Source organism: Leptospira venezuelensis (assembly GCF_002150035.1).
Classification (GTDB): Bacteria; Spirochaetota; Leptospiria; order Leptospirales; family Leptospiraceae; genus Leptospira_B; species Leptospira_B venezuelensis.
The window spans coordinates 208,469-225,597 of the sequence record NZ_NETS01000007.1 but is presented as its reverse complement, the minus strand read 5'-3'; the positions used below and the strand labels follow the sequence as shown (position 1 = coordinate 225,597).

Genomic DNA, 17,129 nt, shown 5'->3' with positions numbered 1-17,129 from the left:
TCCTAAATCAGGTTTCAGATAATTTGCTTAATTTTGAATTTGGAATCTATATTCCGCGTTAAATCCCAGTTTCTTAAAAAAAGAAGTATTCACGAAGAAAACATACATTATTTTAAATATACCAATTTGGGATATTTCACAGGAATTCAAAATAATTTTCTTTCTTTTTACTCGAAGAAGCCACATTCCATCCAAATAAGGATGATCCGAATTTTTATTTCGATCTTCTTCAGCTGAAATTCAATTTATGTTCAAAAAGTTTGCATTTGTTTTTTACGGGATCTTCTTCCTTCCTTCTTATCTTTTCTCTACTGAAATATTATTCAAGAATGGCGACGCCTTTATTACCGAAGAAGTTTCTGAAGAATCAGAGTTCATTCTTATTTCTTGGAAGGAGAAAAAATACAAAATCCCCAGATCGGATCTCCAACGAATTGATCCAAGAAGGAAGGGACCGGATTCTTCCTATCGTTATTCTGAATTCAAATTAACTGATGGAACCCAACTCAAAGGGATCTTGATCGAAAAAAGGGAAAACAAACTTATCTTAAAAACGGAACTTGGTTTTGCCGAGTTGGATAAAAGTAAAATTCTTTCTCATACTTTTGATGAGGTCTCCTCGGAGCCGCCTACTCTTCCGGAGAGTTATCTATTAGAAGCTTCTAAACAAAGAGATTGGAGAATAGGATTATCCGGATCTGGATATTATTCCTTGGGAACATGGGGACAGGCATTTCCTGTCACTTATGGAGGAGGAGCATTTTTGGAAAGAGATACTAACTCTAAGTTTTGGTTCTATGGTGTTTTGTCTGAAGCTTCTTTCGGGAAAGGAAAGAACGGAAACTTAAGTATCTGGAGCCAGTCTATATATCTTGGTAAATATTATGGAAATTCTTCTCCTTATTGGTTAGCAGGAGCCGGTTTCAGTACTATGACACGGACTGGAGAAGAAAGGACTTCCGCAATCAATCCCGATTTAATTTTTGAGTTCGGCTGGAATTGGCAGACTGAATCCAGGTCTTCTATCCGGATAGGTATTCGCTCTCAATGTAGTTTAGAAGAAGATGTAAACTTTTGTAGATCTGGCTTTCGGTTTTCTTGGGGGTTTGCACTATGAAAAGAATATATTCTGTTTTTATAATTTTACTTTTCTGTCTTCATTTTCAATTTTGCACCAGTTCCGGTTTATCTGAAATTTTAGGAGAAGAATCTGCCCGAGCCGAATATGCATTTGTAGCCAAGTTAGGACCTAACTCTGCAGTTGTTTCCTGGAATTGCTCGAAAACATCTAAAGGTACAATGTATGCAAACGACGGAATCATTCCAAGTATTCAATCTTCTAAATCTCATTTTTTAGAATGGAACAACTTATCTGCAAATACTTCCTACAGAGTAATCTTAACCTGTGGATCTCAAAAGATAGAAGAAGGAAGTATTTTAGAATTTACTACATGGATCTCGAATGATCCTCCTAAAACTCGAGGAATTTGGATCCTAGGCGGAATTGGAAATGATGGGCTCCCAATCAAGGAAGTAGATCTATTTGATCCAGTAACAGATATTTGGTATCCTTCTATTACAAACGTTCCTACTCCCAGAGCATACGCATCCATCGTGCATCATAAAAATAAAATATATGTGATAGGAGGGATGGAAAATATTTCCGGAACCTACGTAACTTCTTCCAAGGTCGAAGTGTATTATCCTTATGCAGATCTTTGGGAGACAAAGGCTTCGTTACCATCCGGGTCTATCGGTGCAGTGGTTGGTTCTATAGGAGATGAGATATATATTCTTTCCGGTTCGAATTCCACTGACATGACGAATGGTCCAGTATTTAATACAATTCTAAAGTTCTATCCTGAACTCGGGACGAATGGCCAATGGATCTCTTTTTCTTCCGCTTCTACTATATTCAGTAGAGTTGATATGTCTGGTTGTGCAATCAATGGGGTAATTTTTTATACTGGTGGTAGGACTTACAACAGCGGAAGTGCAAACTCAAGCACAGATGGTTTTGCTGCTTCTGCAAATACAACAACTTCATTCGGTGAACCTAGTTTAGGAGAATCTAAACATGGAGCAGGTGGAGTTTGTATTTTACCTTCTTCCCTGGATCCATATCCTGCAGACGGAGTTTATTTTGCGGTTATAGGAGGTTCAACAGGTTCAGGAAATGTATTCCAACCTGCAACTTCTATTATTCCTACGAATAGAACTGAGTTTTATCAATTAGGTTCGTCTTCTTTTTCTTTGGGCCCAAGTCTTCCTTCTTCTCTTTATTTTCCAGCAGTTCAAACTTCTTACGAGACACGTAAAATTTTTTCTTTTGGCGGAGCTTCTTCCATTAATATTCCTGAAAATACTGTGTATTCTTTGGATTCTGGGAATCCTTTAGGTTCCGCTTGGGTAACTCATTCTCTGCCTATGCCAAGAAGAAGATACGCTCATAAAGCGATTCGGATCGACAGATGAGAGAAGTATTCAGGAAATTTGCATTTTTTAGGATATCGGTCTTCTCTATTCTAATCATCTCTCCTTTGTTTTTACTCTCTGAAGAAACATCTGTATTAGATAAATGGATCCAAGAAGGAAACATTCTATTAGAATCCAAACAATTCGAAGAAGCTTACATATTGGCAAATTCTATCTTAGAATCGGATCCTTCAAACTCGAAGGCTGAATTTATCTTAACTCAGGCTTGGATTGGAATTGGCATAGAGGAAAAGAAGAAGGGAAACTTTCTTAAGGCAAAAGAATATTTAGAAAAGGCCTATGAAAAATGGCCTTTGAATGAAAGTATTCGGAAGGAACTTGCAGAGTTAGAAAATTCTAAGCGCCAATATAAAAAACAAACTTCAGCATTTAGGAACAATTCCCTCGCAGAGAGGATATCCAACAAAAGTTCAGAAGATTTAATAATTAGTATCAACCTTCTTCGCTTAGAAATTGAAAAACTGAAAGGTGAATTGGAAACGGAAAGGAAAATGAAAGCGCAAGATAACCATATGAATTGGATCTATATACTTTTCGGATCACAAATAGCGTTACTATTTGCAATCCTTATAAAAATTAAGCGCTAAAAGCGACTCCCCTTTCTGCTGCAATCTCTCTTGCAGTTTTGCCATCTTCTGTTTTAAGATCCGGATTTGCTCCCTTCTTCAATAATAAAGAAACAATTTGTTCATTTCCCTGTCTGGAAGCAGCGATATGAAGCGGAGAGAAGCCACCGTCTTGGGTAAAGTTTGGATCAGCACCATGTTCTAAAAGTAACTCAACAGCATCGACTCTCCAAGAAGCGACGGCAGAATGTAATGCAGTATTACCGATTGATAATTTACTTTTGGATTTAGCGTGGATGTCCGCTCCCTTCTCTAATAAATATTGTATGATGGAAAGCCTTCCAAAATGAGATGCAAGATGTAAAGATGTCCAGCCATCAGGACTATAAGAATGAACAATACTTGGATTGAGTTCTACGAGTATTTTAACACGCTCCTCGTCTCCCAACGCAGCAGCCTCGAATAGATTGAGTGGAATTCCCAGGTTAAGATAAGAATTTATAATATCTTCTTTGCCGTAATATAGAGCAAAAAGTACAGGAGTAATCCCTTCCGGATTTTGTTTGGAGGCTAGATCCGGGTTTTCTCTTAAAGAATAAATAACCTGGGCCTTGTGGCCCGCGGCAATCATTTGGAACATATCGGAAATCAAGGAATAGGCCTCCGAAAAACAACGATGGATCATCCATTCTTTTAAAGCTTTGTCAATCCGGTTTCGACTTAGGGTAAAGAATTCTATCGGAATTATTCTTTGAGCTGTATCAAGTCGAAAGGTTGGAGGTCCACAGAGATTGGTGCCGGGGTTAAGAGCCGATTATCTCTGGTATCGAACATTGTCACTCCGGGTTGAGTGAACTGGGTATTGGAAACGTAAAGTATTCCGTCATCCGCTAGTAGGATTGTAGTCAAACTAGCGTCATACGAAGAAGGAATAAAAAGCAAAGTTGACAGTTTGTGCCCGGTGCTTGGATTAAAGACTTGTAATGTTTTATTAAAAGAAGCATCCAGAACACTTGCGTAACCCAATTGTTCGTTTTTGATCTGCACACCGAGTATATCTCCACCGGCTGCACTTTCTGGAAATAGCAAGCCCGAGCGAAAAGTTCTGGAAGAAAGTCTAAATGCGACCACCCCGCCGTCAATCTGACTTAAAAAACCCATTCTATTCGCTGCAGCAAAAACCAAATGGGTCTCTCCGAAAAGTTCCAACATCTGAGGCTTGCCAACAGGATTCGGAATTGGGAATGTATAAGTAGCAATAATAGAATCTGTTACAGTATCAATTTCCAAAAGAAGAGATCCCCAGCTCCCCGGGGGAAAATATCCGCTCGGATCATTTCGATCTAATCTTTGTAATACAATAAAAAGGCTTGTGCCTACTATCTGCATTCCTGACATTTCAGGCAGATTATCAGGGATAGAGCTAGGTTCGGAATATCCTCCCAGATCTATTTGCCCAAGACTTGCCCCAGTCAAAGGATGAATAATTTTTAATATTCTAGATCCATAAAGTGAAACATAAGCCTTATTCTGGCCTACGATCGCAATATCAGCCGGATTTGTTCCCGCTCCCATGGACCATTCTGCCCTTGTCTGGAATCCGAAATCTGGATCTAAAACTTGAACGCTATCCCGATTCAAACGATTTAGAATATAGACATTACCATTTCCGAATCTTGCGACTGCATCAGAATGGATAGGTGTCAGTCCAGGATAAGAAAGTAGAAGTTCTGGATTTAATACTTTAAACCTACCACCGCTTGCAAAGTCTGTGGTCACTACTCCGATATTATTAGGAAGATTTGGAGTTAAAAATAAAGTATATAAAGGAGGTCTTTCTATATCTCCGCAAAAGGAAAAAAAGATAATAAAGCAAGGTAGAATGATACGTGCTGCAAATTTCATCAAAACCTTCCACTTAATGTAATAAACCAATTTCTTCCTGGGAGCGGATATCCTACAATATCCTCCACTCTCTTATCTCCCATATTCCTAAGATCTATACTTAAGAGTAGTTCTTTGGGAGTTTTTTCCCCTTTCTTATTAGGATCTTCTTCCTCAGGAGAAGTATATAATACAAGTGTAAGGTATGCGTTCCAAATTTGGCGAGCTGGTTGATAATTCACATATTCGTTTGTCCTGTCTTTGAATACAGCACCAACATATACACCTTCAAAACCAAGTTCCCAGGTTTTTCCTCTATATGCAATTGTTCCGGAGATCTCATGTTTTGGCCTAAGAGGAAGATATTTACCATTTAAATAAGGAGCAGGAGAAGTATTGATCGCTTCTTGGTAAGTATACTCTAACAAAAATTTCCAACCCTTATATTCCGTTTTATGAGAGACTTCTGCCCCATCAATCCTTGCTGAATCCACATTTTCCGGTCTCAAAGTGAATTGAGAATTCGGAATGAATAGGATCATATCCTTGATCCTTTTTCTAAAATAGGAAATTGTAATATTTGATTTTAGTTCACCGTTTTTATATCTTCCGGTAATTCCAGCATCACCGTTTTCACTTCTCTCCGGCTTAAGAGAATCGTTTGCTATGATTGTCCCGACTTCTCCGAAAAGTTCCAAGAAGCTTGGGATCCGATACTGTTTCGCAATATTGGATTTGAATTCCAAAGAATAATTATCTTTCTCCCAAAACCTCCAGAGAAGGCCTACTTTAGGATTAGAAAATTCAGTGGTCTTGATGGCAGGTGCGAATGGATCTTGTTTTCTATACCAAGGTTCGTCGGACTGAAATTTGTCCCTATAAGAATCCCAAGAAACTCCAGGGGTCATTACTAACTTCCCATCTAAGAATCGAAACTCGTCTTCTACTTGAAAAGTTGTATAGGTCCTTGTTTTTCCAGGTTCGTACTTTAGATCTATATTCTGAGGAGTGCTTCTGGATCTTTCGAAAGTTTCTCTCTCTACTCCCGCATGAAATTTCAAAATTTGATAATATTCTAATAGATATAAGGTAGGAGTGACCTGAAACCCGGACTGTCCCATATGAGCAGTAGAGTTAGGAGTTCCTTTGGAAAATTCCGATTTTGGGTCGAATAGGTCGTCATTCGTAAATGAAGTAAAAGTTCTAGTCTCTAATCTTAATAATCCGTCGAGTAAACCTTTTGTATCCGTTCCTAAAGAAGAAGTATTTCTAAGATATCTACGATGGACTTGTTGAGTTTGGTTACTTGCAGGTCCAGGAATTCCATGGAATCTATAATTTAGATCATTCCAAAATTTGATCTTAGTTGCCCCGATATCACCACTGAGCCCGATCATCCCGGAAGTTCTTTCATACTGAGCGTTCCTTCTTCTATCAATCGTATCGTCCAAAGGATTTACGAGCAAGGTCCCATGATTGTTTAGATAAGAAAAATTTTGGTCTGATTTTTCACCTAGTAAGAATACGCTGGTTCCTATTCCGCCATAAGTTCCAGTATGCGTTATGCTCCCCTTTCCAGTATTAAAACTTCCTGCTCCTATGTTAACACGAGTTTTAGGAGGACCGGTTCCGGTTCTTGTGACTAAGTTCACACTTCCGCCAATTGCTGAACCGGAAAATCCTACAGGAGCACCACTTCTATATACTTCTATACTTTGCAAATTATCAAAAGGAAGGTCCGCAAGGTTTACTTCTCCCCCTTGCGCATTATTAAAAGGAACTCCATCTATAAAGATCCTAGTTTGATTAGGATTTGTTCCTCTAAGAGAAAGAGTAGAATAAGAGCCTAGGCCTCCGTATCTTCTGATCCTTACTCCTGCTTCTCTTTCTAAAACGTCCGGAAGATTCGTATAACGTGCATTGTATTGGTCCAGATCAATGGAAGTCTGAAAACCGGTTGGGTTCTTTCTGAAATTTTCCGGTTGAGAATTTGAACCGGTCTTTCCCACCACTTTTAAAGTGGAAGTTTCCGCTTTCTGAGGCTCTTGGGAAAAAATTTGGACGGAAAATAAAAAGAGCCCTAGATGAAGTATCTTACTGAATGGTTTGGGTCTTTTATACATTGAGGCCTTAACTCCCGAAAGCCAGAGAATTGAAAGCAGACCTGATAGGTTTTCTGACTTACGCCCGATTCGAACCCTTCCCGTCTTTCGACAGTGGTTTTGTCCGACCGTTTCGGCGTTTACAGCTGCGGGTACAGCTCCGGATTTTCACCGGATTCCCTTTTCCGATCTACTTGCAAGACCAGGTTCCCAACCCGACTCGGAGGAGCAATCTCAAAAAGGTTTGGCCGCCTCTTGCTAACGCAAGACCGGGCTGCTCCGGGCTCGGACATACGTCCTCGTCCTTCGCCGGAGCTCAGGACGCTTCGCGCCCTACACATCCCTGGCGGGTAAGTGAAATACAACATTAACGTAGTGCCTTTTTCGTAGTACATTTTTTGCACACAGAGGCGCAAAGACGCAGAGCAGAAAAGAATTCGCTTTGCAGGAATTCCTACATTTTCAAATTCAGAAAGAAATATTTTCTTGATGTAAGATAAAAACCGGAAAGGATTCACGAATTCGCGACCCAAAGGGAATCCCTTAGGGTCTACCTACATAACGGGAGCATCGAACTCGAATGAAACGCATTCCATCCTTAAGATTTCTTTTATTAGGAATCTTTCTTTTAACTACCTCGTCCTTATCAGCAGCGGGAACTTATTCCGAAGGTTGGACAGTTGCAAAATTGATCCAATTCGAAAGCAGAGGGGTCATCTTTGAATCTTACGAAGGTCTTTTAGAAGTTTATACTATAAACGATTCAGAAGCTTGCGACGAAATGAAGGACGAATGTTTTGTTCCGGCAAAACAAAAAATCGAATTCAGCGTACGTCCAGAGAACGCGGATGTAGTTAACTTCTTAAGTAAAAGCCTAAACCAGGAAATTTTAGTCCAATATAGGGTTCACAGATTTGAAGCAGTCGCATTATCTTCCGATTACGAAGTAGTTGGAGCACAACTCCAGGAAAAATCTCTTCCTAAAGGTTTGCCTGACAAGATCGTAAGCAAAGCTAAGTCTGGAGGAAAAAGAAATTTTTCCGTTACTGGTCGTATTCTAAGTTTAGAATATAAGGGAACTATGATTGGAACTTGGGAAGGATTATATCTGGATGAGACCAGAAATAAAGTTCATCCTTTTTCAATCACAGATGAAGAGATCGCGGCCTTTGCTACAAACACTCTTAAATTTGGGCTTAGATATTTCTTGGGAATTTCTGTGGCTTACGTGACAGGTTGGAGAGATTCTTCTTATGATATTTATGAGATCAACTTCAAATCACCTGCAGGGGCATTGGAACCGGCAGGCAAAACACAATAATTTGCATTAAGGATTCATTAAGTATGAAGACCGATTAGGAATTCCTATATCGGTCTTTTTTATTTAGAAATTATTCAATTAAATCAGATAGAATTCCGCCCAAAATAAAATTCATATGAGGCACCGATTTAACGGCTACTCATAGGCCTGCTCTTCTTCCAAAATATTTCCCAAAAAACTCAATAGTTTGTAAATATCATTTAAAAAATTTGGATCTTCAACGTAAGAACCCAAAGTGTCAGCGATTCCCTTAGATTCATTTTTCAACCAAACGAGAGATTTAATATCTTTTTCAAAAATTCCAGACTTAATTCGACTTAAAACCATCAAATCTCTTTGAAAGAATTTTTTATCTCGATATATGGAACTGAACTCATTTATGCGGCCATCAATGTAATAATATAGCTCAATGGCCTTTTCTTGATTTTCTTTTCTATTCATTTAAGGGAAATTCGGATTTTTATTTTTGAATCTCAATTTGATCTCCATGTTGGAATTCCAACATGGATTCGAAAGGCGGCCCCACCCGGCTTTGGGTGGAGGAGGCGGGTTAGTGGGAGAAGCCTTTCCCCCTATATCATAAAATCTTAAAATCCGCAATTAAAAAATTGTCATCGAATTTGTAGGAGCTCCTACATAAAAAATCTCAATTTAAGGAAGGAAACTTCCATCGGATTGGATTTTCGGCCCTTTTCCGGGAAAATCAGATTTAGTCAAAGATTGGATTAGTTCAGTCGTCTTAGCATCCGGATCCGGAGCAGGAATTCCGTTTTGACTTAATTGCAGCGGATGGATCTTGCCTTTGATAAAATTCCCTTGTTTGTCTAGATCTGCTTCTAAGACTAAAGAATAACCGCCGTATCCTTTCGTAGAAAACACTCTATACCCTAAGAAGTTTCCTAAAGAATAAGCGATCAATTTCCCTTTATATAATTCGAATGCTCTAGGCAAATGAGGACCATGTCCAATAAATAAATCTGCACCTGCATCGATCAAAGCATGAGAAAGAGCGACAAGGTTTCCCCTATATTCTCCGTAAAATCTCTCTTGTTCATTTTTTACATGTAAAGCTGGGCCACCTTCCGCGCCACCGTGAACTGAGATGAAAACTAATTGTGCTTTTTTCTTCGCTTCTTTTACGAGAGCCACACCTTCTTCAATATGATTTACATGATTATGGGCGCTTTCCATATGGCTGAATCCAATCCAAGCTACGGAAATTCCTTTTACGTTCATATAAGTGATCGCACCTTTTTTTCCGGTGAATCTAACTCCCGCCTCTGAAAGATTTTTACCTGTATCTTCGAAACCTTGCTGGTGGAAATCTAAACTATGGTTATTTGCGATGGAAACTATATCGAATCCAACATCCTTTAGAATTTTTGCATATGATGGAGGAGTTCTGAAAGCGAATATAAGAGGACGATTTATATTTTTAGCACAATGCGGATAATCTGTCAGAGTACTTTCGAAGTTCGCAAATAGTATATCTGCCCCTCTCAAACTTGGTTCCACTTGAGAGAACAAGGTATTTCTAGGATCGGAAGGAAGTTTATTCTCGGGATAATTGGTCCCCATGACCAAATCTCCTACCGCTTTGATCTTCAAGGTTTCAGGTTCTACTGATTCAACTGGCTGGCATTGGGAGAATAAAAGAGAAAGTCCTAAAAGAGAGGACAATGCAAGGATTCTATACATAGGGGAAGGATTTTAGAAACCCTATCCCTGGCAAAGCGGTTTTTCTAAACTTTCTATCCTTTCAAGGACCCACGACAACAGCAGTAGGTTGAATTAACAAAGGAAGAGATCCAGCATATGCACCTATTATTAAACCGGAAGTTTGAGAAGTTACTTCTCCGCTGACAGTATAGTTTACTATACATGCTCCAGCATTCACGGTATCAAAGCTCAAGTTTACGGGACTATATGGAGGAGTAAAAGAAAAAGGCCAAAAATTCGGAGATGTACCATTAGGGCAAGAAGACACATCTATATCAAAACCTACTGACACATCCTTACTAGTCCAATCAGACGGAACAGATCTAAGTGCTACCTGATAACCAACGCTTCCACCTTCAGTAGAAGTTACTGCTATCGGCGTAAATATAAGTAAAGAATTGCCTCCTGCTAGTGCTAGGGAGAGTAGTGCCGCGGCTTGTTTTTCCGGATCCTTTTTATCTTCTTCCGAAAGACCTAAAAATTCTTTGCCTATATCTGTTCCAGTAAGCACAAGTCCACAACTTACGTTATAGGTTAGTAGCATAAAGAAGACAAAACTTGTTATAATTTTTTTCTAAGGCAAAGAGAAGTTCGCATATTCTATGTTTAACAATAAATTTACTTAAAAAGCAAGCCTTAAAAATCGAACCAGCCTTCCATTTTATGTTGGAAAACCCTATAAATCACCGATCCTTATAATATGCAATCCATCCCTTGCAATACTTGCTCTAATTCCGAATTCACCCCACTCTTCTCCAAGGCCAGTCCAAAAGGAGAGATCTTTCAAATAGTAGAATGCAATAATTGCAAATTAGTTCAGGTAAATCCTCAACCTAGCTTGAAAGAAGTTTCCAAGTATTATGAAGATTCTTACTTCACCCAAAGGACTGATAGAGGTTACGATAATTATTATTCAGAAGAAACCAAAAAAGAGATAGCAAGAGTATTCAATTTAAATTTGAAAGATCTAGGTTTCTTTGACTGGGAAAGAATGTTAGGTCCAGAAAGATCCGCGTTAGACGTAGGCTGTGCTGCAGGCTATTTCTTAGATTATCTTAAAAGCCGAAATTGGAAAACCAAAGGATTGGATATTGCGAGCGGCCCAGTCCATTTCGCAAAAGAAACTTTAGGTTTAGATGTGGAACAAAAAGATTTTCTGACTTGGGACTTAGATGGAAAAGAAAAATTCGACCTAATCACTCTCTGGGCAAGCATAGAACATCTCCATCATCCCAAAGAAACACTTCAGAAAATTCTAAAACACTTAAAACCAGGCGGAAGAATGATCCTTTCTACCTGCAGATACGGAATTCTCGCAAAATATCTGGGACCTAAATGGAGATATCTAAATGTTCCAGAACATCTTTATTATTATAGTTTGCCTGGTATCATTTCTTTAGGAAACGAATTGGGTTATATTCCACTCGGCCATATTTCTTATGGTAGCGGACTTACTGCCAAGAAGGGTTCAGGAATTTTCTATAAGACTTCAAAGAAGGTTGCGGACTGGGCGGTCAAAAAATTCGACCAAGGCGATATGATGGCGGTTTGTTTCGGTGTAGCGAGGTAACAATCCGCGAGAACAAATTTTAACTCAAGCTAAGGGGTTACAATTACGCTTAAATTTCCTAGGTTTGTCCCTACACTCGGAAGTCCGGATCCGATGGCCGTATTAACAATATGCGATACTTCGCCGGTTCCGGTAATAAAACAGTTAAAAGGAACATCGGCAAAAGTCAAAGGGTACTGGTCGTCATTAAATACTGCAAACACTCCTTCTTGTGGAGCACATTCCATTATCCCATTCCAGACCAGATCGAGACGTAACTCCCCTGTGCCTGAACCAGGCCAGTAATGAACAGTAATATCATAGGATGCTTTCCCAATGGATGCGGAAAATGCCAAAGGAGAAGGAGAAAAACTAAGAAAACCGCCCGAATTCCCGCTTAACAAACCTAAGGTAACCAACATTGAATTGTTATTATTTTCTTGAGAGGCTTTGGCAGCCTCCTCTTCGGCTTGGTATCCTAAAGCGAGTCCACAATCCAAAACTAGGATCACAAACAAAAATATTATAAATTTATAAAGTAAAGAATTGAATAAAAAACGCCAAGATAACATTTGCGAATTCCCTTAGCAAGTATGATAAGCGAATATAAGGCTGATACACAAGTAGGATTTTTGTGATAGGTAAATTTATTGACTGAAAACGAGAATCCGCATCCCTCAAAGAAGGGATGCGTTATTAAGATTAATGTTTTTCTTTAACCGGCTCTTTTACTGGAGGAGTATCTTTTACTTTAATGATCTTAGTTGCAAAGATCACTTTATACACTTCCTTTTTCAAAAGAGTAAACTCATGCTTTTGTCCGTTAGAATCTTCCGTTTCTAATTTGAGGGAATCCACATCTTGCCCCACTACTCTAGCTTCGGTTGTTTTACCAGTTCTTAAGATGATCATGCTATAATTCTTACCCGCATGCTCTGCTGGACTTGTCTTATCCAGATATTTACGTAGAGCATCTTCCAATTCTTTTTCGGTTTTGGCGAAGAACTCTGCATGAGCCCTTGTCTTTTCTTCTTCGAAGAATTTTTCGTATTGGTCTTTATGAACGAATCTGGTTCCCAAATCGCATTCATTAACTGTAACTTTATAGAATGTTATAGTGCTAAAAAAACCTGTAAGTATATTCAGGGTCGCCTGCCATCCGTTTACGGAATGTTCTGCGAAGTAGACTTTACCTTCTTTCTTTTCTATCTCAATATCCCTCGAACCAGGGATACGCCATAGACCATAAAAAGCGAACCAACGATTATAATGCGTTACTTCTTCGCAGGGCTTACTTCCCGCTTCCAGGCCTAGTTTATCTTCTCCTGCGAATTCTATCCTTTTATCTAAAGTACAGTTTTGGAGGAACAATGCGGTTATACCGATTAGGGTAATAATTTTACAAAAATTCGAATATCGTCTACTTGGAAGCATACGACATGTTCAATACGCTATAATAACGTAATCAAATCTATTTTAATTCTGATCGATTTTTTTTGGGAGAAAGTGCAGAAGTCTTTTTTGTCTTAGGATTTGAAGTTATGACCACAGGCCATAGAGCCTTTTTCTGAGGTTTATCCTTAAACAATCTTATAAAAAAGTAAAATGGTACTGCGATTGCCAGAAATAGAAAAAGATATCTAGGCAGAGTGGATTCTAGAATGGATTCGCGTATTAAACCTAAGGCACGTCCCTCGTTTTCGGGAATTTTATTTCGATAATCGGAGCCGTATTCGTAAGCATATACTTTCAATTTCAAGCCTCTCCAAGCCTTTTCGATCGGATTCAACCTATTTTCATATGCAGATTCCGAACTGACTCGATCTATCTTTAAAACGCTCCCAAGCATTGCGCTGATCAGAAAAAAGCAGAATGGAATTCCTACAAGAACGAGGAATAAAGGAGAAGAAGATCTCTTGTTTGAAGGGACCTTCTTCGTTTGCTTTTTATTCTTTAATTTTGCTGAGCTCATTTACTTAAAACTTGGACTGCTCCAAGGCAAGCTTCCTCTATTAGTATCGAACGAAAGTCCTTGCTTTTCCAAGGAGTTTTTCTAAGGTTCTAAAGAATTGCAAACATGCGACATATTTGCTTCCTTCTTCTTATCTTATTAACCTCCTGCACTACAGTTGGATTCCATAAATCTTCCGTGAGAGAGACTTATGAATACGGAAAAATGAAATTCGTCCGAGTATGCGTATGGAAGGATGAAAACGTTTCGACCGAAAGAATGGACTATTTATTCAATTCTTGGAATGAAGAATTGGTCCTATATAATCTACAAGCAAAGGTTGCTCAAGTAAAAGATTGGAAAAGGCCTGGATGGACAGGCAAAGCAATCATGGAAGAACTTTATAATGCAGAATTGCCTGATGGTTGTGATCGGATCTTGGCATTGGCAGGAGTTCGATTCTCAGACATCGCTTACGAATTTGCTTCTTATATTTTAGCTCTATTCTTTATTCCTACCTTCGAAGTATTGGGAGCAGTGGACAGCCCTACCGGAACCAGAGGATTTGTCTTAGCCCATACTGCTTCGCTTGGACATCTACTCGTTGGCGGAGCGTCCAATACAATGGTCCACGAAGGGTATCACTTATTAGGCTGCGGCCATGCATTCTATCTTTCTGAATGTTACGGCCAAATTCGGGATCTAAAAGCAGCTTCCGAAATTGCGGGAGACTCTTTCTTTCCTGCAATTCACCCTGGAGGAGGATTCATCACTTCCAGAAAACAATTGAATTATTTCTTTTTAGGACGTTAAACATTGAAGTCCACTCTGACTTTTAGATCCAACGAAGAGACTTTAGGATACCTATATGCTCTGGCGGGAACCGTATTATTCTCCTCTAAGGGAGTGCTCGTAAAATTAGTTTATAAATTTGGAATAGACTCAGTCACGGTGCTCGCACTCAGAATGATATTTGCAATTCCATTCTTCGCTTTCGTTCTTTACCAAGAAACTTCTAAAAGATCAGACAATCCAATTTCCCGAAACGATTATGGGATTGTGGTTTTACTCGCATTCATCGGCTATTATATGGCCAGCTTCTTTGATTTCTGGGGATTGGAATACTTATCCGCTTCTATGGAAAGGTTAGTTTTGTTCACATTCCCGGCACTTGTTTTACTTTTAGGCTTTGTTTTTCTAAAGAAGAAGGTTCACAAAATCGAAATCTATTCTGTAGCTCTCACATACTCAGGCATACTATTGGCATTTTTGCCAGACGCGGAAACTCAAGGAAAATCCGCATGGATCGGAGCGACACTAGTATTTCTATCCGCATTAGCTTATGCAGTTTATATAATAGGAAGTGGGCAAATGATCCCTAAACTGGGATCTCGAAAATTCACCGCCCTATTAATGATCTGGTCAGGCGTTTTCGTGCTCATCCACTTTTTTTTCACAAAGAATTATGAAATCCTAATGCATCAACCTTGGCAGGTTTATGGATATGGATTTGCCTTAGGATTTTTGACAACAGTAGTTCCTGCATTCTTAACAACTGCAGGAATCCAAAGAATAGGTTCCAATAAGGCGTCCATCGCTGGAAGTGTAGGTCCCGTATTTACTTTGTTTTTGGCAGCAATCCTCTTAGGAGAGATCATCACCTGGGAAAACGTGGCCGGGACGATCATAGTTCTTTCAGGAGTATTTTTATTAGGCAGAAAAAAGAAGGTTACCGAGTAAAATTAAGGCCACTACCCATTAATATCAATAACTAACATAGCCATATCATCTCCAAATACACCTTCAGAAAATTGGAATACTTCTGAGACAACTTGATCCAAATACTCGTCTAGGTTTCCAAGATCTCTATGTTGAAGCAGAATGTCCTGAAAACCAGGCAGATCCAATATTCTACCCTCAGCATTAAACACTTCATACATTCCATCAGAATAGAATACGATTCTATCATCTTTTTGTAATTTAATCGATTCGTTAAAATATTCTATAGAATCAAAGATCAGAAGAGGAAGATTCATACCTTTCAGTTCTATCTTCTCTTCTCCTCTGAACAGCACGATGGGAGGATGGCCTGCGTAAGAGTAGACTAACTTTTTCTCTAAAGGAAAAAACCTAGCCCAGACAGCGGCGATATGATGTTCCACCACCATAGGTTTTAGATCTTTTACGAACTGCTGGATACCTTCTGCCGGAGAAAGTCCTGCTTTTGCATGATGCCTAAAGGAAAGTACTGCCATCCCCGAAACCATGGCAGAAGAGATCCCATGACCGGAAACATCACCGAACAAAATATCCAGCACTCCGGTTTCATGTTGGATATACGTTATGATATCTCCTCCTACTTTTTCGAAAGGACGGAAATAACTATCCATTTTATAAAAAGGTGAACTAGGAAATTCTCTAGAGACTAAAGATCTTTGAGTCAGACGCGCCAATTCCAGATCGTGATTCATTCTTTCATAAAAATCGTTCAGATCTGATTCTCTTTTTTGTCTATCGAATGCAAGAACGATCAAGTCGCCTACGAGTCTCAAAACATAAATATCTTCTTCCGTCCAAAGTTTTTGTCCTTTCACAGAATCGAATCCGATAAAGCCAAGCTCTTCATCACGCGAAGAAAGTCCGACCACTACTAAGGAACGAGTCCCCCTTCTCTCTAAAAGATTTCTTAAAGAAGCATGTGTAGAAGGAACATTATCCAAAGAATCATAAACAATATGACCCTTATTACTAATCGTGTCGTAATCCGATTTAGGAAATGTTTCTATAGGAAGATTTTGTAATAGATGGATCCTATGTTCTATTCCATCTGCGCACCATTCATTCGTGTTTGAGATGGTAAGACCCGCATGAGTGTATAAAAATAAAAATGCTCTGTCTGCCCCACAGAATTTTCCAAGTTCGCCTAAGGCATGGTTCACTGCTTCCGTTGTGTTTCCAGGTTCTACGCTTAAAAAATATCGGGAAAGTTGCGTGAGTAAACTTTCTAATGCAATTGTTCTCTTGAGTCTGGACTCTGCTGCACGGATGGAGGTTACGTCCTTCTGCACTCCCCAAGCTCGTAGTAAAAACCCTTTCTCCACTACCCCCAAAGCTGTGCTTAGAAAATATTTACGTTTTCCTTTTCGATCTACTTCTTCTGATTCACTATCATGGGTCTTGTAGCCGGAGCGTACAAATTCCATAATACCGAACACATTCACCTTGTTAGGTGGTCCAACAAGGTCTTTTAAAAGAACACCTTTGATCTCTTCTGCGTTATGATACCCGTAGATCCTGGCCATGGTATCGTTGCAATGAGTGAGTCTCGCATTCTCATAGATCAACCGACACTGTTCCTCAATCGGAAAAGTGGTATCTAAAGGAGAATCCAACTCGTAGGACCAAATCCCTTCCGGGGACCTACGAAAATAACCGTCTACCTTCTCGATTTCCTCGAGTCGGGTTTTGTAATCCAATTCCATTCGTACCAGGCGGTCCTTGCCATTTTTCTATTTATTATCGGGTGAAGCAGCCGGGGAAT

The 17,129-nt window shown here is 39.3% G+C and carries 17 protein-coding genes and 1 riboswitch; of the genes, 7 read left to right on the top strand and 10 right to left on the bottom strand.

Annotated features, from left to right (window positions below):
- The first annotated feature begins 247 nt into the window (after positions 1 to 247).
- From B1C82_RS03090 to B1C82_RS03080, 3 genes are read left to right on the top strand one after another with little or no spacing between them, the layout of a single operon-like run.
- Positions 248 to 1,117, top strand: a complete 870-nt coding sequence (locus tag B1C82_RS03090; RefSeq protein ID WP_086446151.1) for an LA_3334 family protein — start codon at positions 248 to 250, stop codon at positions 1,115 to 1,117.
- Positions 1,114 to 2,475 carry a Kelch repeat-containing protein gene (locus B1C82_RS03085; protein ID WP_086446150.1) on the top strand — a complete coding sequence of 454 codons (1,362 nt, stop codon included), beginning with the start codon at positions 1,114 to 1,116 and terminating at the stop codon, positions 2,473 to 2,475. The genes B1C82_RS03090 and B1C82_RS03085 overlap by 4 nt, the downstream gene beginning before the upstream one ends.
- The gene (locus B1C82_RS03080) at positions 2,472 to 3,083 is read left to right on the top strand and encodes a tetratricopeptide repeat protein (protein WP_086446149.1); all 612 of its coding nucleotides are present in this window, start codon (positions 2,472 to 2,474) and stop codon (positions 3,081 to 3,083) included. The genes B1C82_RS03085 and B1C82_RS03080 overlap by 4 nt, the downstream gene beginning before the upstream one ends.
- On the opposite strand, the gene B1C82_RS03075 is transcribed toward B1C82_RS03080, so the two are convergent.
- From B1C82_RS03075 to B1C82_RS03065, 3 genes are all read right to left on the bottom strand, one after another.
- Complete coding sequence (locus tag B1C82_RS03075) at positions 3,073 to 3,711, bottom strand: ankyrin repeat domain-containing protein (protein ID WP_167373746.1); 639 nt, start codon at positions 3,709 to 3,711, stop codon at positions 3,073 to 3,075. The two genes, B1C82_RS03080 and B1C82_RS03075, sit on opposite strands and share 11 nt — an antisense overlap.
- Before the next feature lie 95 nt (positions 3,712 to 3,806).
- A complete protein-coding gene (locus B1C82_RS03070) occupies positions 3,807 to 4,967 on the bottom strand; it encodes a YncE family protein (protein ID WP_086446148.1) in 1,161 nt (386 codons plus the stop codon).
- Positions 4,967 to 7,069: a TonB-dependent receptor gene (locus B1C82_RS03065; RefSeq protein ID WP_086446147.1), complete on the bottom strand. Its 2,103-nt coding sequence runs from the start codon at positions 7,067 to 7,069 to the stop codon at positions 4,967 to 4,969. The genes B1C82_RS03070 and B1C82_RS03065 overlap by 1 nt, the downstream gene beginning before the upstream one ends.
- A gap of 26 nt (positions 7,070 to 7,095) precedes the next feature.
- Positions 7,096 to 7,270: riboswitch (cobalamin riboswitch) on the bottom strand.
- A gap of 358 nt (positions 7,271 to 7,628) precedes the next feature.
- Between B1C82_RS03065 and lsa26 the strand changes: the two genes are divergently transcribed.
- Positions 7,629 to 8,369, top strand: coding sequence for a surface adhesion protein Lsa26 (gene lsa26, locus B1C82_RS03060; protein WP_086446146.1), 741 nt, complete (start codon positions 7,629 to 7,631; stop codon positions 8,367 to 8,369).
- A 135-nt stretch (positions 8,370 to 8,504) separates the two neighbouring features.
- Here the strand turns inward: lsa26 and B1C82_RS03055 are convergent, their stop codons facing one another.
- The 3 genes from B1C82_RS03055 to B1C82_RS03045 all read right to left on the bottom strand — a co-directional run bounded on the left by B1C82_RS03055 (position 8,505) and on the right by B1C82_RS03045 (position 10,632).
- A complete protein-coding gene (locus tag B1C82_RS03055) occupies positions 8,505 to 8,810 on the bottom strand; it encodes a hypothetical protein (RefSeq protein WP_086446145.1) in 306 nt (101 codons plus the stop codon).
- Between the two features lie 210 nt (positions 8,811 to 9,020).
- Complete coding sequence (locus tag B1C82_RS03050) at positions 9,021 to 10,067, bottom strand: CapA family protein (protein ID WP_199775826.1); 1,047 nt, start codon at positions 10,065 to 10,067, stop codon at positions 9,021 to 9,023.
- Between the two features lie 61 nt (positions 10,068 to 10,128).
- Positions 10,129 to 10,632, bottom strand: a complete 504-nt coding sequence (locus B1C82_RS03045; protein WP_086446144.1) for a hypothetical protein — start codon at positions 10,630 to 10,632, stop codon at positions 10,129 to 10,131.
- 156 nt (positions 10,633 to 10,788) lie between these two features.
- Here B1C82_RS03045 and B1C82_RS03040 point away from each other — a divergent pair, with 156 nt between their 5' ends.
- Complete coding sequence (locus B1C82_RS03040) at positions 10,789 to 11,658, top strand: class I SAM-dependent methyltransferase (protein WP_086446143.1); 870 nt, start codon at positions 10,789 to 10,791, stop codon at positions 11,656 to 11,658.
- 29 nt (positions 11,659 to 11,687) lie between these two features.
- On the opposite strand, the gene B1C82_RS03035 is transcribed toward B1C82_RS03040, so the two are convergent.
- From B1C82_RS03035 to B1C82_RS03025, 3 genes are all read right to left on the bottom strand, one after another.
- Entirely contained in the window at positions 11,688 to 12,209 is a 522-nt protein-coding gene (locus tag B1C82_RS03035) for a hypothetical protein (protein WP_086446142.1), read from the bottom strand.
- A 130-nt stretch (positions 12,210 to 12,339) separates the two neighbouring features.
- Positions 12,340 to 13,071 (bottom strand): LIC_13076 family protein, encoded by a 732-nt coding sequence (locus tag B1C82_RS03030; protein ID WP_086446141.1) that lies wholly within the window; start codon positions 13,069 to 13,071, stop codon positions 12,340 to 12,342.
- A gap of 37 nt (positions 13,072 to 13,108) precedes the next feature.
- Complete coding sequence (locus B1C82_RS03025; protein WP_086446140.1) at positions 13,109 to 13,609, bottom strand: hypothetical protein; 501 nt, start codon at positions 13,607 to 13,609, stop codon at positions 13,109 to 13,111.
- Between the two features lie 105 nt (positions 13,610 to 13,714).
- On the opposite strand from B1C82_RS03025, the gene B1C82_RS03020 reads away from it, so the two are divergent.
- On the top strand, positions 13,715 to 14,401 hold the full coding sequence (locus B1C82_RS03020) for a hypothetical protein (protein ID WP_086446139.1): 687 nt from the start codon (positions 13,715 to 13,717) through the stop codon (positions 14,399 to 14,401).
- Positions 14,402 to 14,404: 3 nt separating this feature from the next.
- Complete coding sequence (locus B1C82_RS03015) at positions 14,405 to 15,328, top strand: DMT family transporter (protein WP_086446138.1); 924 nt, start codon at positions 14,405 to 14,407, stop codon at positions 15,326 to 15,328.
- 11 nt (positions 15,329 to 15,339) lie between these two features.
- On the opposite strand, the gene B1C82_RS03010 is transcribed toward B1C82_RS03015, so the two are convergent.
- Complete coding sequence (locus B1C82_RS03010) at positions 15,340 to 17,070, bottom strand: SpoIIE family protein phosphatase (protein ID WP_086446137.1); 1,731 nt, start codon at positions 17,068 to 17,070, stop codon at positions 15,340 to 15,342.
- Positions 17,071 to 17,129: the final 59 nt, after the last annotated feature.

What these genes read in the sequence shown, in the direction of transcription:
- B1C82_RS03090 (WP_086446151.1), top strand. Translation starts at nt 248, where the DNA reads ATGTTCAAAAAGTTTGCATTTGTTTTTTACGGGATCTTCTTCCTTCCT.
- B1C82_RS03085 (WP_086446150.1), top strand. Translation starts at nt 1,114, where the DNA reads ATGAAAAGAATATATTCTGTTTTTATAATTTTACTTTTCTGTCTTCAT.
- B1C82_RS03080 (WP_086446149.1), top strand. Translation starts at nt 2,472, where the DNA reads ATGAGAGAAGTATTCAGGAAATTTGCATTTTTTAGGATATCGGTCTTC.
- B1C82_RS03070 (WP_086446148.1), bottom strand. Translation starts at nt 4,967, where the DNA reads ATGAAATTTGCAGCACGTATCATTCTACCTTGCTTTATTATCTTTTTT.
- B1C82_RS03065 (WP_086446147.1), bottom strand. Translation starts at nt 7,069, where the DNA reads ATGTATAAAAGACCCAAACCATTCAGTAAGATACTTCATCTAGGGCTC.
- lsa26 (WP_086446146.1), top strand. Translation starts at nt 7,629, where the DNA reads ATGAAACGCATTCCATCCTTAAGATTTCTTTTATTAGGAATCTTTCTT.
- B1C82_RS03055 (WP_086446145.1), bottom strand. Translation starts at nt 8,810, where the DNA reads ATGAATAGAAAAGAAAATCAAGAAAAGGCCATTGAGCTATATTATTAC.
- B1C82_RS03050 (WP_199775826.1), bottom strand. Translation starts at nt 10,067, where the DNA reads ATGTATAGAATCCTTGCATTGTCCTCTCTTTTAGGACTTTCTCTTTTA.
- B1C82_RS03045 (WP_086446144.1), bottom strand. Translation starts at nt 10,632, where the DNA reads ATGCTACTAACCTATAACGTAAGTTGTGGACTTGTGCTTACTGGAACA.
- B1C82_RS03040 (WP_086446143.1), top strand. Translation starts at nt 10,789, where the DNA reads ATGCAATCCATCCCTTGCAATACTTGCTCTAATTCCGAATTCACCCCA.
- B1C82_RS03035 (WP_086446142.1), bottom strand. Translation starts at nt 12,209, where the DNA reads ATGTTATCTTGGCGTTTTTTATTCAATTCTTTACTTTATAAATTTATA.
- B1C82_RS03030 (WP_086446141.1), bottom strand. Translation starts at nt 13,071, where the DNA reads ATGCTTCCAAGTAGACGATATTCGAATTTTTGTAAAATTATTACCCTA.
- B1C82_RS03025 (WP_086446140.1), bottom strand. Translation starts at nt 13,609, where the DNA reads ATGAGCTCAGCAAAATTAAAGAATAAAAAGCAAACGAAGAAGGTCCCT.
- B1C82_RS03020 (WP_086446139.1), top strand. Translation starts at nt 13,715, where the DNA reads ATGCGACATATTTGCTTCCTTCTTCTTATCTTATTAACCTCCTGCACT.
- B1C82_RS03010 (WP_086446137.1), bottom strand. Translation starts at nt 17,070, where the DNA reads ATGGAATTGGATTACAAAACCCGACTCGAGGAAATCGAGAAGGTAGAC.